The following is a 14,945-nucleotide window of genomic DNA, read 5'->3' on the forward strand; positions in this document are numbered from 1 at the left end:
TAATGGGATGGTTTATGAAACGTTGATATATGATTTACAAAGACAACAACTTTCTAGCCTTATCCCACTACCTATGAGAATTTTAAGGTTTGCTACTGAGGAGTGTGAAGCTCAAAAATGAATATACTTTCAAATAAGGCGTAGGAACAACCCAATATTTAAGGAAATAATACTATGCAAAAATTGAAATTTACTGTTTACTTCGCAACTGCCTCTCTCTTTTGTTATCACGTAAATTGCAATGGGCAAGAAAAATCATTAAATAAAGTGAATGACTTTGTTCCTGAATCAGCAATTCGGTCTGAAATTCGGACATATAATGGTGATTTGAATCGTGACAATTTTGAAGATATTATTCTACGATTCAAAATGAGTAACGAACCTGAGTACCGAGAACATTTTTACCTTTTCATAGGGCAAAAAAACGGTAACTATAAGCTAGCAGCAAAAAATGATTCTCTTGAATTGGATGATGTCGACGGTACTATTTTTGATAAGATTGTTATAAAAAACGGCTACTTTTCACTTGAATATATAGGATATGGCAATACATCTGGCAGCTATGAGATAATAACATTTAAATACTCGGACAAAAATAAAAATTGGTTATTGCACAGACAAGACTCAAAGTTCTTTCATAGGTATTTCACGGAAGGTAATCCTACTGAAAATAAAACTACTCAAAAAGACTTTGGAAAGATTCTATTTGAAGATTATGGGTTTTGGTAAATCAGGACTTCTTAAAACGAAGTTTTTTTTACACAAGTAAAATGTTAGTTCAGAACTAATCCACATAAAACAAATCACTCGCAATCCCATCCGCCAAAAACTTGCCTTTTTGGGTCGTGAGCAGTTTTCCATCTTCCAGAACCAGTAAATCCTGCTCCAAAAATTTAGCCGTTTGTTGGGTGAGATATTTTAGGTAACTCTCCCCGAATTCGGTAGTTATCCTGTCCAAATCAACACCCCAAATGGTTCGCAGACCTGTCATCACATATTCGTTGTACCTGTCCGTTTTGGAAAGGGTTTCAATTTCCGAAGGCAATTCACCTTCGTTTATTTTTTTGATGTAGGTCGGGTTGTTTCGAATATTCCAGCTTCTGTGCTTACCATCAAAAGAGTGTGCCGATGGCCCCACACCCAAATATTTCTTCCCCAACCAGTACGCTGTATTGTTTTTGGAGAAAAAACCGGGTTTCCCAAAATTAGAGATTTCATAATTCACAAAACCCTGTGCTTCCAACATATCCACCAAAATATGAAACTGTTCTTGGGCCTGTTCATCGTCCACATCGGGGACAACGCCTTTTTCAATGAATTTTTTAAGGGCTGTTCGGGGTTCCACCGTCAACGCATAGCTCGAAATATGAGATAAGCCGAAATCCAAGGCCTTTTGGATGTTCGATTTCCAGCGTTCGTGGCCCATTCCGGGAATACCGTAGATCAAATCAATGGTAATGTTGTCAAAATGTGCAGTAGCTTCTTCAATGCATCGTTCTGCTTCCCCGGCATTGTGGGCACGGTTCATCAGCTTTAGATCTTCATCAAAAAAAGATTGAATGCCAATGCTGAGACGGTTAATGCCTGCATTTTTATAATTCGAAAAGAGGTCTCTCGACTCCCTACCCGTTCGGCAGGCAGGCGCTCGAGATGACACCAAATCATCTGGATTTGCTTCCAAAGTGATTTCTGGATGGTCAATTACGTTGTAATTGTCGTAAACGGCTTTAATAAGTTGCTCGATTTCCTCGGCAGTAAGAACCGATGGTGTTCCTCCTCCAAAATAGATGGTTTCCACTTCATCGTCCACCTCCGATTTGCGCAAAACAAGTTCTTTGGCAATGGCATTGACCATGGCTTCCTTTTTTCCCAATTGCGTGGAAAAATGAAAATCACAGTAATGGCAAGCTTGCTTGCAAAATGGTATATGAATATAAATCCCGCTCACTCAGTTGACAATTATCAATTAACAATGTACAATTATCATTTGGCTCTTTTTGTGGTTTTTAGGATGGAGAACATAATCTTGGAAAGCTCATCCGCTTTAGAAATTAAGGATTGGGCAATGTCATTTGGAACATAGTTGGAATCTTTAAGAAGTGCCAGCCAGTATTTTACCTCCAAACTCTCCTTGTACGCTATTGAAATTTTGGCCGAGAAATCAGCCGTTGAAATAGCTCCATTTGCTTCACTGATATTTGCGCCGATTGATGTCCCTGAACGGAGCATCTGTTTGGACAACACATATTCCCGTTTTGAAGACACAATACTCTTGTATAAACTAACGGTTTCCAAAGCGAAATCATAAGATTTCATTATCAAAGGATTCTCCTTTTTCATAATGTAGGTTCATTTAAGTAATTTGGTAATTGTAAATTGATTATTGTTTGTTGAACATTATCACTTGATTTTATCCGGGTTCTGTTTGATAAAAGCCTCCCAACCCGTGTAGCTTTTTCCAACTTCAACCCTGCCCTCGTTGTAGAAATGGCAAACAGCGGCGGCCAAACCATCGGTGCTATCCAAATTTTTGGGCAAGGATTTCAATTTTAAAACACTTTGCAACATTTTCGCCACTTGTTCCTTACTGGCACTTCCGTTTCCCGTAATGGCCATCTTTATCTTTTTGGGCATATATTCGGTTATGGGTACTTCCCTTGACAGTCCGGCTGCCATCGCCACCCCCTGTGCTCGTCCCAATTTTAGCATGGATTGCACATTTTTCCCGTAAAAAGGGGCTTCAATGGCAATTTCATCGGGGTGATAGGTGTCGATAAGCTCCAAGGTACGTTCAAAAATAAGCTTGAGTTTGGTGTAGGGGTCATCATATTTTCGGAGAAGCAACTCGTTCATCTGTACAAAGTGCATCTGTTTATTGACCACCTTTATGATTCCGAAACCCATTACAGTGGTTCCCGGGTCGATTCCCAATATGATTTTCTCTGTTGCCAAATTAGTAGGTGTTTAGTACCAGTGGGAGCCTAAAGCGCAAGCTTACCGGGTTTCCTCTTTTCAATGCGGGCGCAACGGTGGTTAAATCGTTCAAACGTTCGGAGATTTTGGTGTTGAAATCAGCAATTGCATTGAGCACGTCTGTTTTTTCCTCCACATTCAATACAGAAATGAAACCGTGTTCATCAATCACAAAATCGATGTAAACCGTATCGTTGAGATCTTGGTCCACTTGAAATTCCAATCCATGCAATGCCTTGGAAAATGAATCCAGCATCACAGCCTGAAAGCAATCCCTTTGATCAGGTTTGTTGGCCGTTTCATCACAATCCTCAAAAAGGGGATATTGGTCCACATCGTTCCAATCTATGGCCAAAAGTTCCTCATTGACCAATTTTTGGGTCTTGTCCTCCTTGGACTCGAACAGCTCGCAGGATACGAGCAAACCCATAAAAATGATTAACAAAACAAACTTCTGCATGACAGCCCCTAGAATTTGGCTGAAATTACGATATTTTCACGAAGAACTACAAAACGCAAAGAGACCTGAAAATGTTCCAGGCCCCTAATTATTACATTGAACTTATCTAAAAACGTTAAAACGTAACCATAACCTTTCCTCTCAAATAAAAAGGTGTGCCGGGTGTAAAATGAATCTCTTCAAACGAATTCGGCTCATTGAACAAACGGCTTTCCGTGGCGAACTGTGTCTCGTTCCACTCCGTGTCGAAAAGATTCTCCACAATCAGGCCAAAGGTCCAGTTGTTTACACTATAATTAAGTGTTGCATCAGTGACAAAATAGCCTTCGGCCACAATGGAATTGTCCTCATTGGCAGGCCTGTCATCAATATATCGATAATTGATTCCGCCCGAAAAACCTTGATTGCCCCCCAAGGTAACTCCTCCTGCCATCGTAAAATCGGGCGCCAGCGGAATATAATCTTCCCCATCGGCGGCTTCGGTGCTTCTAGCATGGGTATAATTCGCATCAGAATAAATATAAACCCAATCCAAAGGCTGATACCTCGCCCCTACTTCAACTCCCATTCTTCGGGTTTTTCCACTGGGCTCCACAATGCCTGCATCCCCTACGTAGACAAATTCTTGATCTAGGAACAAAGTCCACAACGTGGCGTTCAAGACCAACTTATTTATTGGTTTTATGATGGTTCCCAAATCAACACCATAGGCGGCAGGTAGAATTTCTTCGCCACCGTTTGCCACCACCACTCGGCTGTCGTTGGAGTGAAACCCAATGCCCGTTTTCAAGAAAAGCTGAGTGTTTTCTGTTGGACTGTAAATGGTATTGAACTTTGGGCTAAAAGCGACTTTTTCCTCGCTTCGGCTATCGTATAGCTCACTCATCTTATTAATGTAGTCGAACCTAAAATAATCCAAGCGAACGGCCGGCTCAAAGGTAAATCTGCCCGATTTGAACTCGGCTCCAGCAAAAGCATGCCCATTTACCTCATCCACATCACCATAAGCCAAACGCTCCAGCAATTCCTGTCGGTTTAGCGTTCGGGACAATTGGTTATCGTCCACATTGTCGTACCTAAAACCAAACCCTGCATTGTATTTGAAATCCATACCGCCCAAATTGGCCGAATTGTGCTGAAAAACGGTTTTCGCCCCTGCCAACATTCGGTCTTCAAATTGTCTGATCTGATCTCCGTTCACGGGATCTTCCAAGAAAAAGGTAAAGTTGGAGTACAGTTCAAAATCATAATGGGAAACAAAAGCCATTGTGTTGAGCGATTTCCCCGTTCCCATATTTTTGTTGTGATTCAATACAAGGTTGGTTCTGCTGGTTTGCCCACCCTCGGTATCGTCAATGGCTCCAAATCGACTGATCAAACCCTGGTCCACGGCTCGTTGTGGTATTTGTCCCGATGCATCCCATTTGCTTGAAAAATGAGATGCGGTCAATAGCAACTCTTGATTACCCGGTAATGCATAGCGGTATCTTCCCAAAATATTGATACGATTAAAGTTCTGTGGCGATTCAAACGGGCCATCCGTCAAATACAGTTCGGAGGCCAAATAGGCATTGCTGTTCTGGTTGTCCATCACATTGAACATCCCCATAAACCTACGGGCGCCAAACTGTCCAACTTCGGTGGACAACATGCTCTTGTCCAAGCTTTTTCTCAATTTTAGATTGACGTAGCCCGCCGTATTAAAATTGCCTTGATCAGCATAGTAAGGCCCTTTTCCAAAGTTTACATTTTCAATGGTTTCCGGAATCACAAAGTGAAGATCGGCATATCCCTGCCCGTGGGCGTGGGACACCATATTCACTGGCATACCGTCCACGTTGATGGCCACATCGGTACCGTGATCCACGTCAAAACCGCGCAAAAATATCTGCTCAGCCTTTCCGCCTCCAGCATGTTGGCCTATGATCAGGCCCGGCACCTTTCTTAAAATTTCTTGCGATGATTTTACGGGATTCGTTTTCACATCCACATCCACCACTCTGCTCAAAGCATCCACTTCGGATACCAAAACTACTTGATCTAAAGAAATGGAGCTTTCTACAAGAATTATGGTAAGCGGATTCTGTAAATCAGCCTGATTTGCCACTCGGGTCTGTGTGGCATATCCCAATCTGGAAAAATAAATGGTATCGTTGACCGAGGTCCTATCCAGAACAAAATGTCCTGTGCCATCGGTGTGGCTGTGTTGGCCGCTGGTCTTGTTAAAAATCCCAGCATCTTCAATGGGAGAACCAGATTCATCCACCAGTTTTCCCCTTACGTTTTGCGCAGCAATGGTGCCCATGAACAGCATGGACAATGCCGCCATAAAATATTTCATGTCGTTGTCTTTTAATTTGATTTGTGTAAAAACTTATGCCTCTTGTACATCAAAAAAGCACATGAAGTGTCATGCTGAACTCGTTTCAGCATCTCACAACCAATGTTCTGTTCAATGGTGTGACCCTGAAACAAGTTCAGGGTGACGAATTCAGAACTTTTCCGATAAATTAATTTCAGCTATGCTGGGGAGGGGGCGTGGTTACCCCTTGGCACCAAAAAGAAGTTATGTTTTGGTATGCCCAAAGACGATTGCTGTCTATTAAAGTATTGATTTCGGGCACAATATGAGTTTCTTCAACGAAATGTTTATCCAATTTTAGGCTGATGTTATCCTTGGATTCGTGCTCATCTGGTTGATTGGCCTCCAACAAATCCTTTAAGGTTTCCAAAGCTTCGTGCGAGTGACCTGCCATAGCCTCCAAAGAAGAATAATCGATAGCTTCGTGGTCCGAGGCAAAGTTATGGTGGTGTGCTTTTGGAGCCAAAACGTGCGACACTTCGTGCAGGGCTTCCAGTACCAAACCATTAAAAAGTCCAAGCAAATAAAACATGCACATTACGGCACACCCTATATGAATGAACCTTGGTTTTGTATATGTTTTGCTCGTTTTCAAGATCGCTTCGCAATTGGTTTCAAATTTACCTACGAAGTTTTTAAGGGTAGGGTTTTATTTTGATTTTGATTGTAACAATTGTCAGCTACTTTTGTCTAACAGAAAAACACAACCATGGACATTGCTTTGCTCATTTTGGGGTTCATTTTGATGCTCGTCGGGATACTGGGTAGTTTTTTGCCCGTATTGCCCGGTCCGCCTATAAGTTGGGTTGGACTGCTACTGCTTTATCTGACCAAAGCCGTACCCGATAATTGGTGGGTTTTGGGGGTTACCTTTGTGATAGCCATAACCATAACAGTTTTGGATTATGTGATCCCCGCCATGGGCACCAAACGGTTTGGTGGCAGCAAAGCAGGAATGTGGGGCACCATTGTAGGATTACTTGTGGCTATCTTTGTTCCTATTTTTGGCCCATTCGGGATTATTATTTGGCCTTTTATTGGTGCCTTGGTCGGCGAATTGCTGAACAAAGCCAACAAAGAAACCGCCATGAAGGCGGCTTTCGGTTCGTTTTTAGGTTTTTTGACCGGTACCTTTATGAAATTGTTGGTCACCGTTGTGTATGCCATCTTCTACGTGTACATTTCCATCAAATATGCGGGCGACCTGTTTACCTTTAGTTAATCCAGCCACTCCACTTTTTCGGAAATAGGGGTTCTGGTGGATGGGATTACCTCACCATCAAAATAGCCCATATAGAAAAAGCCCAAGCATTTTTCGCCTTCTTTCAAATCAAAGAACTCATCCATGTATTTTATGAGTCCGGGGGAAGACCAATAACTGCCAATACCGAGTTCGGTGCAGCACAACCACATATTTTGCACCGCCATGGCCATTGAAGCAATTTCCTCCCATTCGGGCAAACTCTCCTTCGGGTCCCGTTGCATACAAATCGCAATCACCGCGGCTGAATTGGATGGGTTAAACTGTAGTTTTTTGATTTTCATCTGCTTTGGTCTTGGGTCCGTTTCCTCATACTTATTGGAAAGGAAAATCCCCAGTTCCTGTTTCTTTTCACCTGTCAACACCTTAAAGCGCCAAGGTTCTGTTTTTTTATGGGTAGGGGCCCAATTGGCCGCTTCCAAAATCTTTTCAATGGTTTCTTTGGCGATGGGCTTATCAATATATTGCGGAGGAAAAATGCTTCTTCGCTCCTTGATCAAGTCAAAAATCATAGTTGTGTATTAAGTTGAATTCCAAAGTTACACTCGAAAACATTGCCGTCATAATTCCATGAGCAAATCCATACATTTATGTAGCGCAGGATTCCGATTGTCGGTTTTCCAGACCATACTCAATACGGCACGTTGTTTTATGTTTTTCATTTCGATGAACTTTACCTTCATTTGAAACCCATGTTGAAGGGTAGTTGGTACAATGGCAATGCCCAATTTGTTCTCCACCAGTTTAAAAATGGTCTGGGCATGTACCGATTTATGCGAAACATGAGGTACAAACCCACTATCCTCACAAATACTGAGTACTGTATCGTAGTACATGGGACTGTAATCTTGGGAAAACAGGATAAAATCTTCATCCGCCACTTGATTAATGTTATTGAAGTTCACCTCATCCAAAGGATGCTCCGCTGGCAGCACCAAGGAAAAGGTGTCCTCAAAAACGGGCTTCACATCCAATCCTTTGGGTACTCGAGATAATCGCACAAAACCCAAATCCAAACGATCTGCCAATATCGCATTGATCTGCGCTCGGTTGGAAAGTTCTTCCAAAGTAGTGTGGACCGTTGGATACTTTTCCTTCAAGCCCAACAGCAAATTGGGCACCACATTTTGCATGGCCGAACCCAAAAAACCGATGCGTACCTCCCCCAATTGTCCATCGCCGATAAGTTTCACCTGCTTTTTGGTCTGCTCCAAGTGGTTCAAAATGAATTCCACCTCCTTCTTTAAAAACTCACCCGCAGGAGTAAGGCTAACCTTTTTCTTGTCCCTCACAAAAAGTTGGGTTTCCAAAATCTCCTCCATCTGTTTGATTTGCGTGCTCAAACCCGGTTGGGAAATAAAGAGTTTTTCCGCGGCCTTTCTATAGTGCAGCTCTTCGGCCACGGCCAAAAAATAAATAAAATGTCGAAGCTCTATTTGATAATTCATACTTATTGATTGTTACAAAAATAAGTATTGGTAATTATTAAACCTAATCGGTAACTTTGAATAGCCGTGATTAATCATAAAACAAAAAGTTGTCAGGTCGAGCGCAGTCGAGACCTCATTTTTAAGACTTTGAGTCCAATAACTTCTCGACTTAAGTTCATCTTGAGCGTAGTCGAAAGACTCGAAGTGACAGTTCACCATGATTGATTACGGACAATCAGTTAGTAAATTAATTCAAAAGCATGGCAACAGACCGAACATTTCAATTTGGTGAGGGTCATTTGACCGCAAGCATAGCTTTGGGCTTGGCCCATGGTACCATAAGAGGTATTTTCTCCAATGAATGCCTGCAACATGTAAATGCCAGTTACGAACGTGTGCAACGCATCGTGGAAAAAGGCGATACGGTGTATGGCATCAATACGGGGTTTGGTCCTTTGTGCAATACCAAGATTTCCAAAGCTGATACCAAAATCCTTCAATCCAACATATTGAAAAGCCACAGCGTGGGGGTGGGCGAGCCCATTTCCACCGAATTGGCAAAAATCATGTTGATTCTGAAAATCCATGCCTTGGCGAAGGGTTATTCCGGAATTGCCGAAACTACTTTGGAACGTATGCTTTGGCATATGGAAAACGATGCCATTCCTGTGGTTCCCTCGCAAGGTTCGGTAGGGGCATCAGGGGATTTGGCTCCGCTATCCCATTTATTTTTGCCACTAATAGGTTTGGGCAAAGTAGAATATCAGGGAAAGACCATCCCGACCCAAGCGTTATTTGAACAAACAGGATTACAACCCTTGGAATTGGGCCCAAAAGAAGGACTTGCCCTGATCAATGGCACCCAATTTATCGCCGCGCACGGGGTGATGGTCGTTCATAAATTACAGCATTGTTTGCGACACGCAGATATTATCGGTGCGATGATGCTCGAAGGGCTACAAGGTTCCATGAAGCCTTTTTTTGAGGAATTACACCAACTTCGTCCGTTCAAAGGGAACCAACATGTGGCAGGAAGGATTCGTACATTGCTGCAAGGTTCCGAGATTTTGGAAGATCACATTGATTGCGAACGGGTGCAAGACCCCTACTCTTTGCGCTGTATGCCGCAAGTGCACGGTGCATCCCGTAATGCATGGCTTCATCTTAAAGAATTGTTGGAAATCGAACTCAATTCGGTAACGGACAATCCTGTCATCATAAATGATGAATTGACCATCAGTGGTGGAAATTTTCACGGGCAACCCTTGGCCATGGCCTTGGATTATGCCGCCTTGGCAGCATCAGAAATTGGCAACATCTCCGACCGCCGTATCTATCTCGCCCTTGAGGGCAACAGTCCTGGCGTCCCCAAATTATTGATGAACAATACGGGCATCAATTCCGGCTACATGATTTTACAATACACCTCCGCAGCATTGGCCAGTGAAAACAAAAGCCTGTGTTTTCCAGCTAGTGCCGATAGCATCCCCACCTCATTGGGACAGGAAGACCATGTAAGCATGGGCTCCATCAGCGGTAGAAAAGCGCTTAACATTATTGAAAATGTGGAGAAAATACTGGCCATCGAATTGTTGACCTCAGCGCAGGCCTTCGAATACAGAAAACCCTTAAAATCGGGCATTCTGTTGGATGAAATCCATACATTCCTGAGAACTAAAGTCGCTTTTGCCGAAAACGACCGTGTATTTGCTGACGATATCGAGAAAGGAATCGAAATCATCCAAAACGGGGAAATTATCGATTTGGTAGACCGTGTGATGGATGAGAAACAACTGAAGTGGAACACACCACATCTTGATGAATTTGAAACATATTAACATGAGCAGACCACTATTAATAGGACCATTCACCCAATTACTTCCGATGACGGGGCTCCCCTTAAAAGGAGCGCTCAAAGACGAGCAATTGACCATCATTGAAAACGGGGGTATTTTGGTTTCCGAAGGAAAAATTTTCAAAGTTGGTGTTTTTGACGAGTTGAAATCCGATGATGTCGATGTGCACCCTATCGAAGGCCAACATGTTTGCCTACCCGGATTTGTGGACTCGCACACCCATATCTGTTTTGGAGGCACCCGAGCTCGCGATTATGCCTACCGAAATGCCGGAAAAACCTATTTGGAAATCGCCAAGGCAGGAGGAGGTATCTGGGACACAGTGACCCAAACCCGAAAAGCATCACAAGAACAATTGGTTGAAGGGATACTTTCCAGAAGTAAAAAACATCTCAAAAACGGGGTCACCACCATCGAGGTAAAAAGCGGTTACGGTCTTTCCGTGGATGAAGAATTGAAAATGCTACGTGCCATCAAACAGGCCAATGAAACTTCGAATGCTACATTGGTTCCTACCTGTTTGGCAGCCCACATGAAACCCAAAGATTGGAATCAGGACAAGGCATATTTGGATGAAATTATTTCCACGTTGTTTCCCATCCTAAAAAAGGAAAACTTGGCCCGCCGTGTGGATGCCTTTGTGGAAGAAAGTGCTTTTTCCCCGGAGGAAATCAAACCCTATTTTCAAAAAGCAAAGGAAATGGGATTTGATATTACGGTACACGCCGACCAATTCACCACAGGTGGCAGTCAAGTTGCCGTGGATTTTAATGCGGTGAGTGCCGACCATTTGGAGGCCAGTACCGAAAAAGAAATTCAACTCTTGGCCAAGAGCAACACCATTGCGACGGCATTGCCCGGAGCATCCATTGGTTTGGGATGCGCCTACACCCCAGCACGGAAAATTTTGGATGCTGGCGGTGCTTTGTCCATTGCCAGCGACCACAATCCGGGATCTGCTCCCATGGGCGACCTATTAACGCAAGCCAGTATTTTGGGAACCTTTGAAAAACTCTCAAACACCGAAGTTTTGGCCGGCATCACGTTTAGGGCTGCAGCGGCTTTGCGTTTGAAAGACCGAGGAAAATTGGAAGCAGGGGCACTAGCAGACTTTGTGGTTTTTCCAACGGACAACTATCAAGAAATCACCTATCACCAAGGGCAATTAAAGCCCAGTGAAGTATGGAAAAAAGGAATTAACGTTTGCAAATAACTTTGTCATTCCGCACGGTTGCTGAGCGCCCGCCTGCCGGACGGGCAGGTAGTCGAAGTGAGATGCGGAATCCACTACCCTATTTTGGATTCCTGCTTTCGCAGGAATGACAAATCATTCTTTATTACTAATGGAAAAAGATCATTTCAAATCACAAATTCTTCAAGGAATCCCTTCGGAATTACCCGCCACCAAAGCATATCCCAAAAACGGGAACCCAGCCCCAAAACGGAAGGATATTCTTTCCAAAGAAGAGAAAAAATTGGCCGTACAGAATGCGCTACGCTATTTTCCCGAGGATTGGCACAAGGAACTTGCCCCTGAATTTGCCGAGGAGCTAAAAACGTTTGGCCGTATCTACATGCATCGGTTTAAGCCCGATTATGAGATGTATGCACGGCCCATTTCGGAATACCCAGCTAAAACGCATCAGGCTGCGGCCATTATGCTCATGATTCAGAACAATTTGGACCCTGCCGTGGCACAGCATCCCGAAGAATTGATTACCTACGGCGGCAATGGGGCGGTATTTCAAAACTGGGCGCAATACCTGCTCACGATGAAATATTTGGCGGAAATGACCGAGGAGCAGACCCTCAATATGTATTCCGGGCATCCGATGGGACTTTTTCCATCATCCAAAGAAGCGCCAAGAGTGGTGGTCACTAATGGGATGATGATTCCCAACTACTCCAAACCCGACGATTGGGAACGCTTCAACGCATTGGGCGTTACCCAATACGGGCAAATGACAGCGGGTTCCTATATGTACATCGGTCCACAAGGTATTGTTCACGGAACGGCCATCACAGTCATGAATGCGTTCCGAAAAGTATTACAGAAAAACGAATCGCCCGAAGGCAAGATTTTCTTGACTGCTGGGTTGGGAGGCATGAGCGGCGCACAGCCCAAAGCAGGAAACATCGCGGGGGGCATTACCATTTGTGCCGAGGTCAACCCCGAAGCTGCCAAAAAACGCCACGACCAAGGTTGGGTGGATGAGCTTTTGGTGGATTTGGATCTATTGGTAGTGAGAACCAAAGAAGCTGTAAAAAATAAGGAAGTGGTTTCGTTGGCCTATATCGGTAACGTGGTGGATGTTTGGGAACGTTTTTTTGAAGAGGACATTTTCATTCATTTAGGTTCTGACCAAACCTCATTGCACAATCCTTGGGCGGGTGGTTATTACCCCGTGGGGCTTTCTTTTGAAGAATCCAACATCATGATGGTGGAAAATCCTGAAGCATTCAAGGAAAAAGTGCAAGAATCGCTGCGAAGACAAATCGATTCCATCAATAAACACACCGCAAAAGGCACCTACTTTTTTGATTATGGCAATGCCTTTTTACTGGAAGTCTCGCGAGCGGGCGGCGATGTAATGGCCGAAAACAATATCGATTTCAGATATCCGTCCTACGTGCAGGATATTTTGGGGCCCATGTGTTTTGACTACGGTTTTGGTCCGTTCCGATGGGTTTGCACATCGGGCGACCCCAAAGACCTTCAAAAAACCGATGCCATTGCCTTGGAAGTGATGAAAAAAATCAAATCCGAAGCACCGGAAGAAATCCAACAGCAGATGCAAGACAACATCAAATGGATTTCCGAAGCGGAACAGAACAAATTGGTGGTGGGTTCGCAAGCACGAATCCTCTATGCCGATGCCGAGGGACGAAGCAAGATTGCCGATGCCTTCAACACCGCCATTGCCATGGGAGAAATTAGTGCACCCGTGGTCTTGGGAAGGGACCATCACGATGTTAGCGGTACGGATTCCCCCTTTAGGGAGACCAGCAATATTTATGACGGAAGCAGGTTCACCGCTGATATGGCAATTCAAAATGTGATTGGCGATAGTTTTAGGGGCGCCACTTGGGTTTCCATCCATAATGGTGGAGGCGTTGGCTGGGGCGAAGTCATCAACGGCGGATTTGGAATGGTGCTCGATGGTTCCAAAGAAGCCTCCAACCGGTTGAAAAAAATGTTGTTTTTTGATGTGAACAATGGCATTTCTCGCAGAAGTTGGGCACGGAACAAGGAAGCCCGTTTTGCCATTGAACGGGAAATGCTACGCACTCCAGATTTAAAGGTAACTTTGCCCCATCTGGTGAAATCCGATATTTTGGACAATCTTTTTTAATACCATGAAACATTACCAACCCCCGAAACAAGACCTCTGGACAGGCAGAATCTCCAATAAATGGCTGTATCTGCATGAAAAAGTGCATTGCACACCCTTGGATGAACTTCCCGAAGCCCAAAAGAAATCCATATCCCTTTTGGGCTATGCCTGCGATGAAGGAGTTCGGCGTAATCAAGGTCGTGTTGGTGCCCTGGATGGCCCCGATGTCATCAAAAGCAGTTTTGCCAAGATGCCCAACCATCTGGGGAGCAATGTACGGTTGCACGATGTGGGTTCGATTATCTGTGATGAGGGAGATATGGAAGCTGCCCAAAATCAGCTTACCGAAGCTGTCAATTTACTTTTAGAAAGAAAACAATTCCCCATTGTTTTGGGCGGTGGGCACGATATGGCTTATGGTCACTATAACGGTATCAAAAAATATCTGGATTTCAAAAAAGAAGGACAAACCATCGGTATCATCAATTTTGATGCACATTTTGATTTGCGGAAAAACACAGAGCAGAGCAATTCGGGGACCCCTTTTTATCAAATTGCCAAAGACTGTGAAAAAGAGGGTGTTGATTTTAACTATCTCTGTCTGGGCATCCGAAAGGACGCCAATGATAGAAACCTTTTCCAAATGGCCAAGGACCTCGATGTCATCTATGTAATGAACGACACCTTTCAAATTCCTTTGTTGAATGAAATCACGACTTGGATCAATGCCTTTGCTAAAAATGTGGACCATATTTATGTGACCATCGATTTGGATGGATTCTCGTCTGCCTATGCTCCCGGGGTAAGTGCGGCTTCGCCTATGGGTTTTACGCCCCACATGGTTTTGGAATGCTTGAAAACCATTATTGGTTCTGGAAAATTGATCAGTATGGACATTGCCGAGATGAACCCGAAACATGATATTGACGGACAAACAGCAAAACTCGCTGCTTCGCTGGTGCACCATGTGGCACATGCTGTTTCTGGAGGTTGATAGTATTTGTCAGGTCGAGTGCTCGCCTGCCGGACGGTCAGGCAGTCGAGACCTTTGACAGTAAGACCTCTCGACTGCGCTCGAGGTGACAACTTTATAATTTATTAGGAAAAGATTCCGCTCTGCAGCGGAATTTGTTCGACCTATCAGTCTCACAAACAAAAAAAGCCTTCCAAATGGAAAGCCTTTCATTGGCGAGCATCGGTTTGATGCTTCAACCTGATTCCAATCATCGCGACTGGAATCCAACACAACGGTACAAAGATAGCAAAGC

At 43.9% G+C, this 14,945-nt stretch carries 14 protein-coding genes; 6 read left to right on the forward strand and 8 right to left on the reverse strand.

The features are described 5' to 3' along the window. Positions 1-174: 174 nt before the first annotated feature. Positions 175-729, forward strand: a complete 555-nt coding sequence (locus tag A7D14_RS17660) for a hypothetical protein (protein ID WP_067037531.1) — start codon at positions 175-177, stop codon at positions 727-729. 55 nt (positions 730-784) lie between these two features. On the opposite strand, the gene hemW is transcribed toward A7D14_RS17660, so the two are convergent. The 6 genes from hemW to A7D14_RS17690 form a co-directional block, all read right to left on the reverse strand. Then, positions 785-1,948 carry a radical SAM family heme chaperone HemW gene (gene hemW, locus A7D14_RS17665; protein ID WP_067037533.1) on the reverse strand — a complete coding sequence of 388 codons (1,164 nt, stop codon included), beginning with the start codon at positions 1,946-1,948 and terminating at the stop codon, positions 785-787. Between the two features lie 35 nt (positions 1,949-1,983). Beyond that, positions 1,984-2,340: a four helix bundle protein gene (locus tag A7D14_RS17670; protein ID WP_067037535.1), complete on the reverse strand. Its 357-nt coding sequence runs from the start codon at positions 2,338-2,340 to the stop codon at positions 1,984-1,986. A 60-nt stretch (positions 2,341-2,400) separates the two neighbouring features. Continuing rightward, entirely contained in the window at positions 2,401-2,952 is a 552-nt protein-coding gene (ruvC, locus tag A7D14_RS17675; protein ID WP_067037537.1) for a crossover junction endodeoxyribonuclease RuvC, read from the reverse strand. Between the two features lies 1 nt (position 2,953). Continuing rightward, a complete protein-coding gene (locus A7D14_RS17680) occupies positions 2,954-3,433 on the reverse strand; it encodes a hypothetical protein (protein ID WP_067037539.1) in 480 nt (159 codons plus the stop codon). A 115-nt stretch (positions 3,434-3,548) separates the two neighbouring features. Further along, a complete protein-coding gene (locus A7D14_RS17685; RefSeq protein WP_067037541.1) occupies positions 3,549-5,774 on the reverse strand; it encodes a TonB-dependent receptor in 2,226 nt (741 codons plus the stop codon). A gap of 175 nt (positions 5,775-5,949) precedes the next feature. Then, positions 5,950-6,327 carry a hypothetical protein gene (locus A7D14_RS17690; protein WP_067037543.1) on the reverse strand — a complete coding sequence of 126 codons (378 nt, stop codon included), beginning with the start codon at positions 6,325-6,327 and terminating at the stop codon, positions 5,950-5,952. Between the two features lie 177 nt (positions 6,328-6,504). On the opposite strand from A7D14_RS17690, the gene A7D14_RS17695 reads away from it, so the two are divergent. Beyond that, positions 6,505-7,017, forward strand: a complete 513-nt coding sequence (locus A7D14_RS17695) for a DUF456 domain-containing protein (protein ID WP_067037545.1) — start codon at positions 6,505-6,507, stop codon at positions 7,015-7,017. On the opposite strand, the gene A7D14_RS17700 is transcribed toward A7D14_RS17695, so the two are convergent. Then, positions 7,014-7,568, reverse strand: coding sequence for a nitroreductase (locus tag A7D14_RS17700; RefSeq protein ID WP_067037547.1), 555 nt, complete (start codon positions 7,566-7,568; stop codon positions 7,014-7,016). The two genes, A7D14_RS17695 and A7D14_RS17700, sit on opposite strands and share 4 nt — an antisense overlap. A gap of 48 nt (positions 7,569-7,616) precedes the next feature. After that, positions 7,617-8,504, reverse strand: a complete 888-nt coding sequence (locus A7D14_RS17705; RefSeq protein ID WP_067037549.1) for a LysR substrate-binding domain-containing protein — start codon at positions 8,502-8,504, stop codon at positions 7,617-7,619. Between the two features lie 242 nt (positions 8,505-8,746). Between A7D14_RS17705 and hutH the strand changes: the two genes are divergently transcribed. The 4 genes from hutH (at position 8,747) to hutG (ending at position 14,671) form a co-directional block, all read left to right on the forward strand. Beyond that, the gene (gene hutH, locus A7D14_RS17710; RefSeq protein WP_067037550.1) at positions 8,747-10,324 is read left to right on the forward strand and encodes a histidine ammonia-lyase; all 1,578 of its coding nucleotides are present in this window, start codon (positions 8,747-8,749) and stop codon (positions 10,322-10,324) included. 1 nt (position 10,325) lies between these two features. Then, the gene (gene hutI, locus A7D14_RS17715) at positions 10,326-11,555 is read left to right on the forward strand and encodes an imidazolonepropionase (RefSeq protein WP_067037552.1); all 1,230 of its coding nucleotides are present in this window, start codon (positions 10,326-10,328) and stop codon (positions 11,553-11,555) included. A gap of 130 nt (positions 11,556-11,685) precedes the next feature. Then, positions 11,686-13,695, forward strand: coding sequence for a urocanate hydratase (locus tag A7D14_RS17720; RefSeq protein WP_067037554.1), 2,010 nt, complete (start codon positions 11,686-11,688; stop codon positions 13,693-13,695). 4 nt (positions 13,696-13,699) lie between these two features. Then, positions 13,700-14,671 (forward strand): formimidoylglutamase, encoded by a 972-nt coding sequence (gene hutG / locus A7D14_RS17725; protein ID WP_067037556.1) that lies wholly within the window; start codon positions 13,700-13,702, stop codon positions 14,669-14,671. The last annotated feature ends 274 nt before the right edge of the window (positions 14,672-14,945 follow it).

It is taken from the genome of Allomuricauda sp. CP2A, from assembly GCF_001683915.1.
Classification (GTDB): Bacteria; Bacteroidota; Bacteroidia; order Flavobacteriales; family Flavobacteriaceae; genus Flagellimonas.

Bases quoted from the DNA above. Each gene is read 5' to 3' on its own strand.
- A7D14_RS17660 (WP_067037531.1), top strand. From the start codon at position 175: ATGCAAAAATTGAAATTTACTGTTTACTTCGCAACTGCCTCTCTCTTT.
- A7D14_RS17670 (WP_067037535.1), bottom strand. From the start codon at position 2,340: ATGAAAAAGGAGAATCCTTTGATAATGAAATCTTATGATTTCGCTTTG.
- A7D14_RS17680 (WP_067037539.1), bottom strand. From the start codon at position 3,433: ATGCAGAAGTTTGTTTTGTTAATCATTTTTATGGGTTTGCTCGTATCC.
- A7D14_RS17685 (WP_067037541.1), bottom strand. From the start codon at position 5,774: ATGAAATATTTTATGGCGGCATTGTCCATGCTGTTCATGGGCACCATT.
- A7D14_RS17690 (WP_067037543.1), bottom strand. From the start codon at position 6,327: ATGTTTTATTTGCTTGGACTTTTTAATGGTTTGGTACTGGAAGCCCTG.
- A7D14_RS17695 (WP_067037545.1), top strand. From the start codon at position 6,505: ATGGACATTGCTTTGCTCATTTTGGGGTTCATTTTGATGCTCGTCGGG.
- A7D14_RS17700 (WP_067037547.1), bottom strand. From the start codon at position 7,568: ATGATTTTTGACTTGATCAAGGAGCGAAGAAGCATTTTTCCTCCGCAA.
- A7D14_RS17705 (WP_067037549.1), bottom strand. From the start codon at position 8,504: ATGAATTATCAAATAGAGCTTCGACATTTTATTTATTTTTTGGCCGTG.
- hutH (WP_067037550.1), top strand. From the start codon at position 8,747: ATGGCAACAGACCGAACATTTCAATTTGGTGAGGGTCATTTGACCGCA.
- hutI (WP_067037552.1), top strand. From the start codon at position 10,326: ATGAGCAGACCACTATTAATAGGACCATTCACCCAATTACTTCCGATG.
- A7D14_RS17720 (WP_067037554.1), top strand. From the start codon at position 11,686: ATGGAAAAAGATCATTTCAAATCACAAATTCTTCAAGGAATCCCTTCG.
- hutG (WP_067037556.1), top strand. From the start codon at position 13,700: ATGAAACATTACCAACCCCCGAAACAAGACCTCTGGACAGGCAGAATC.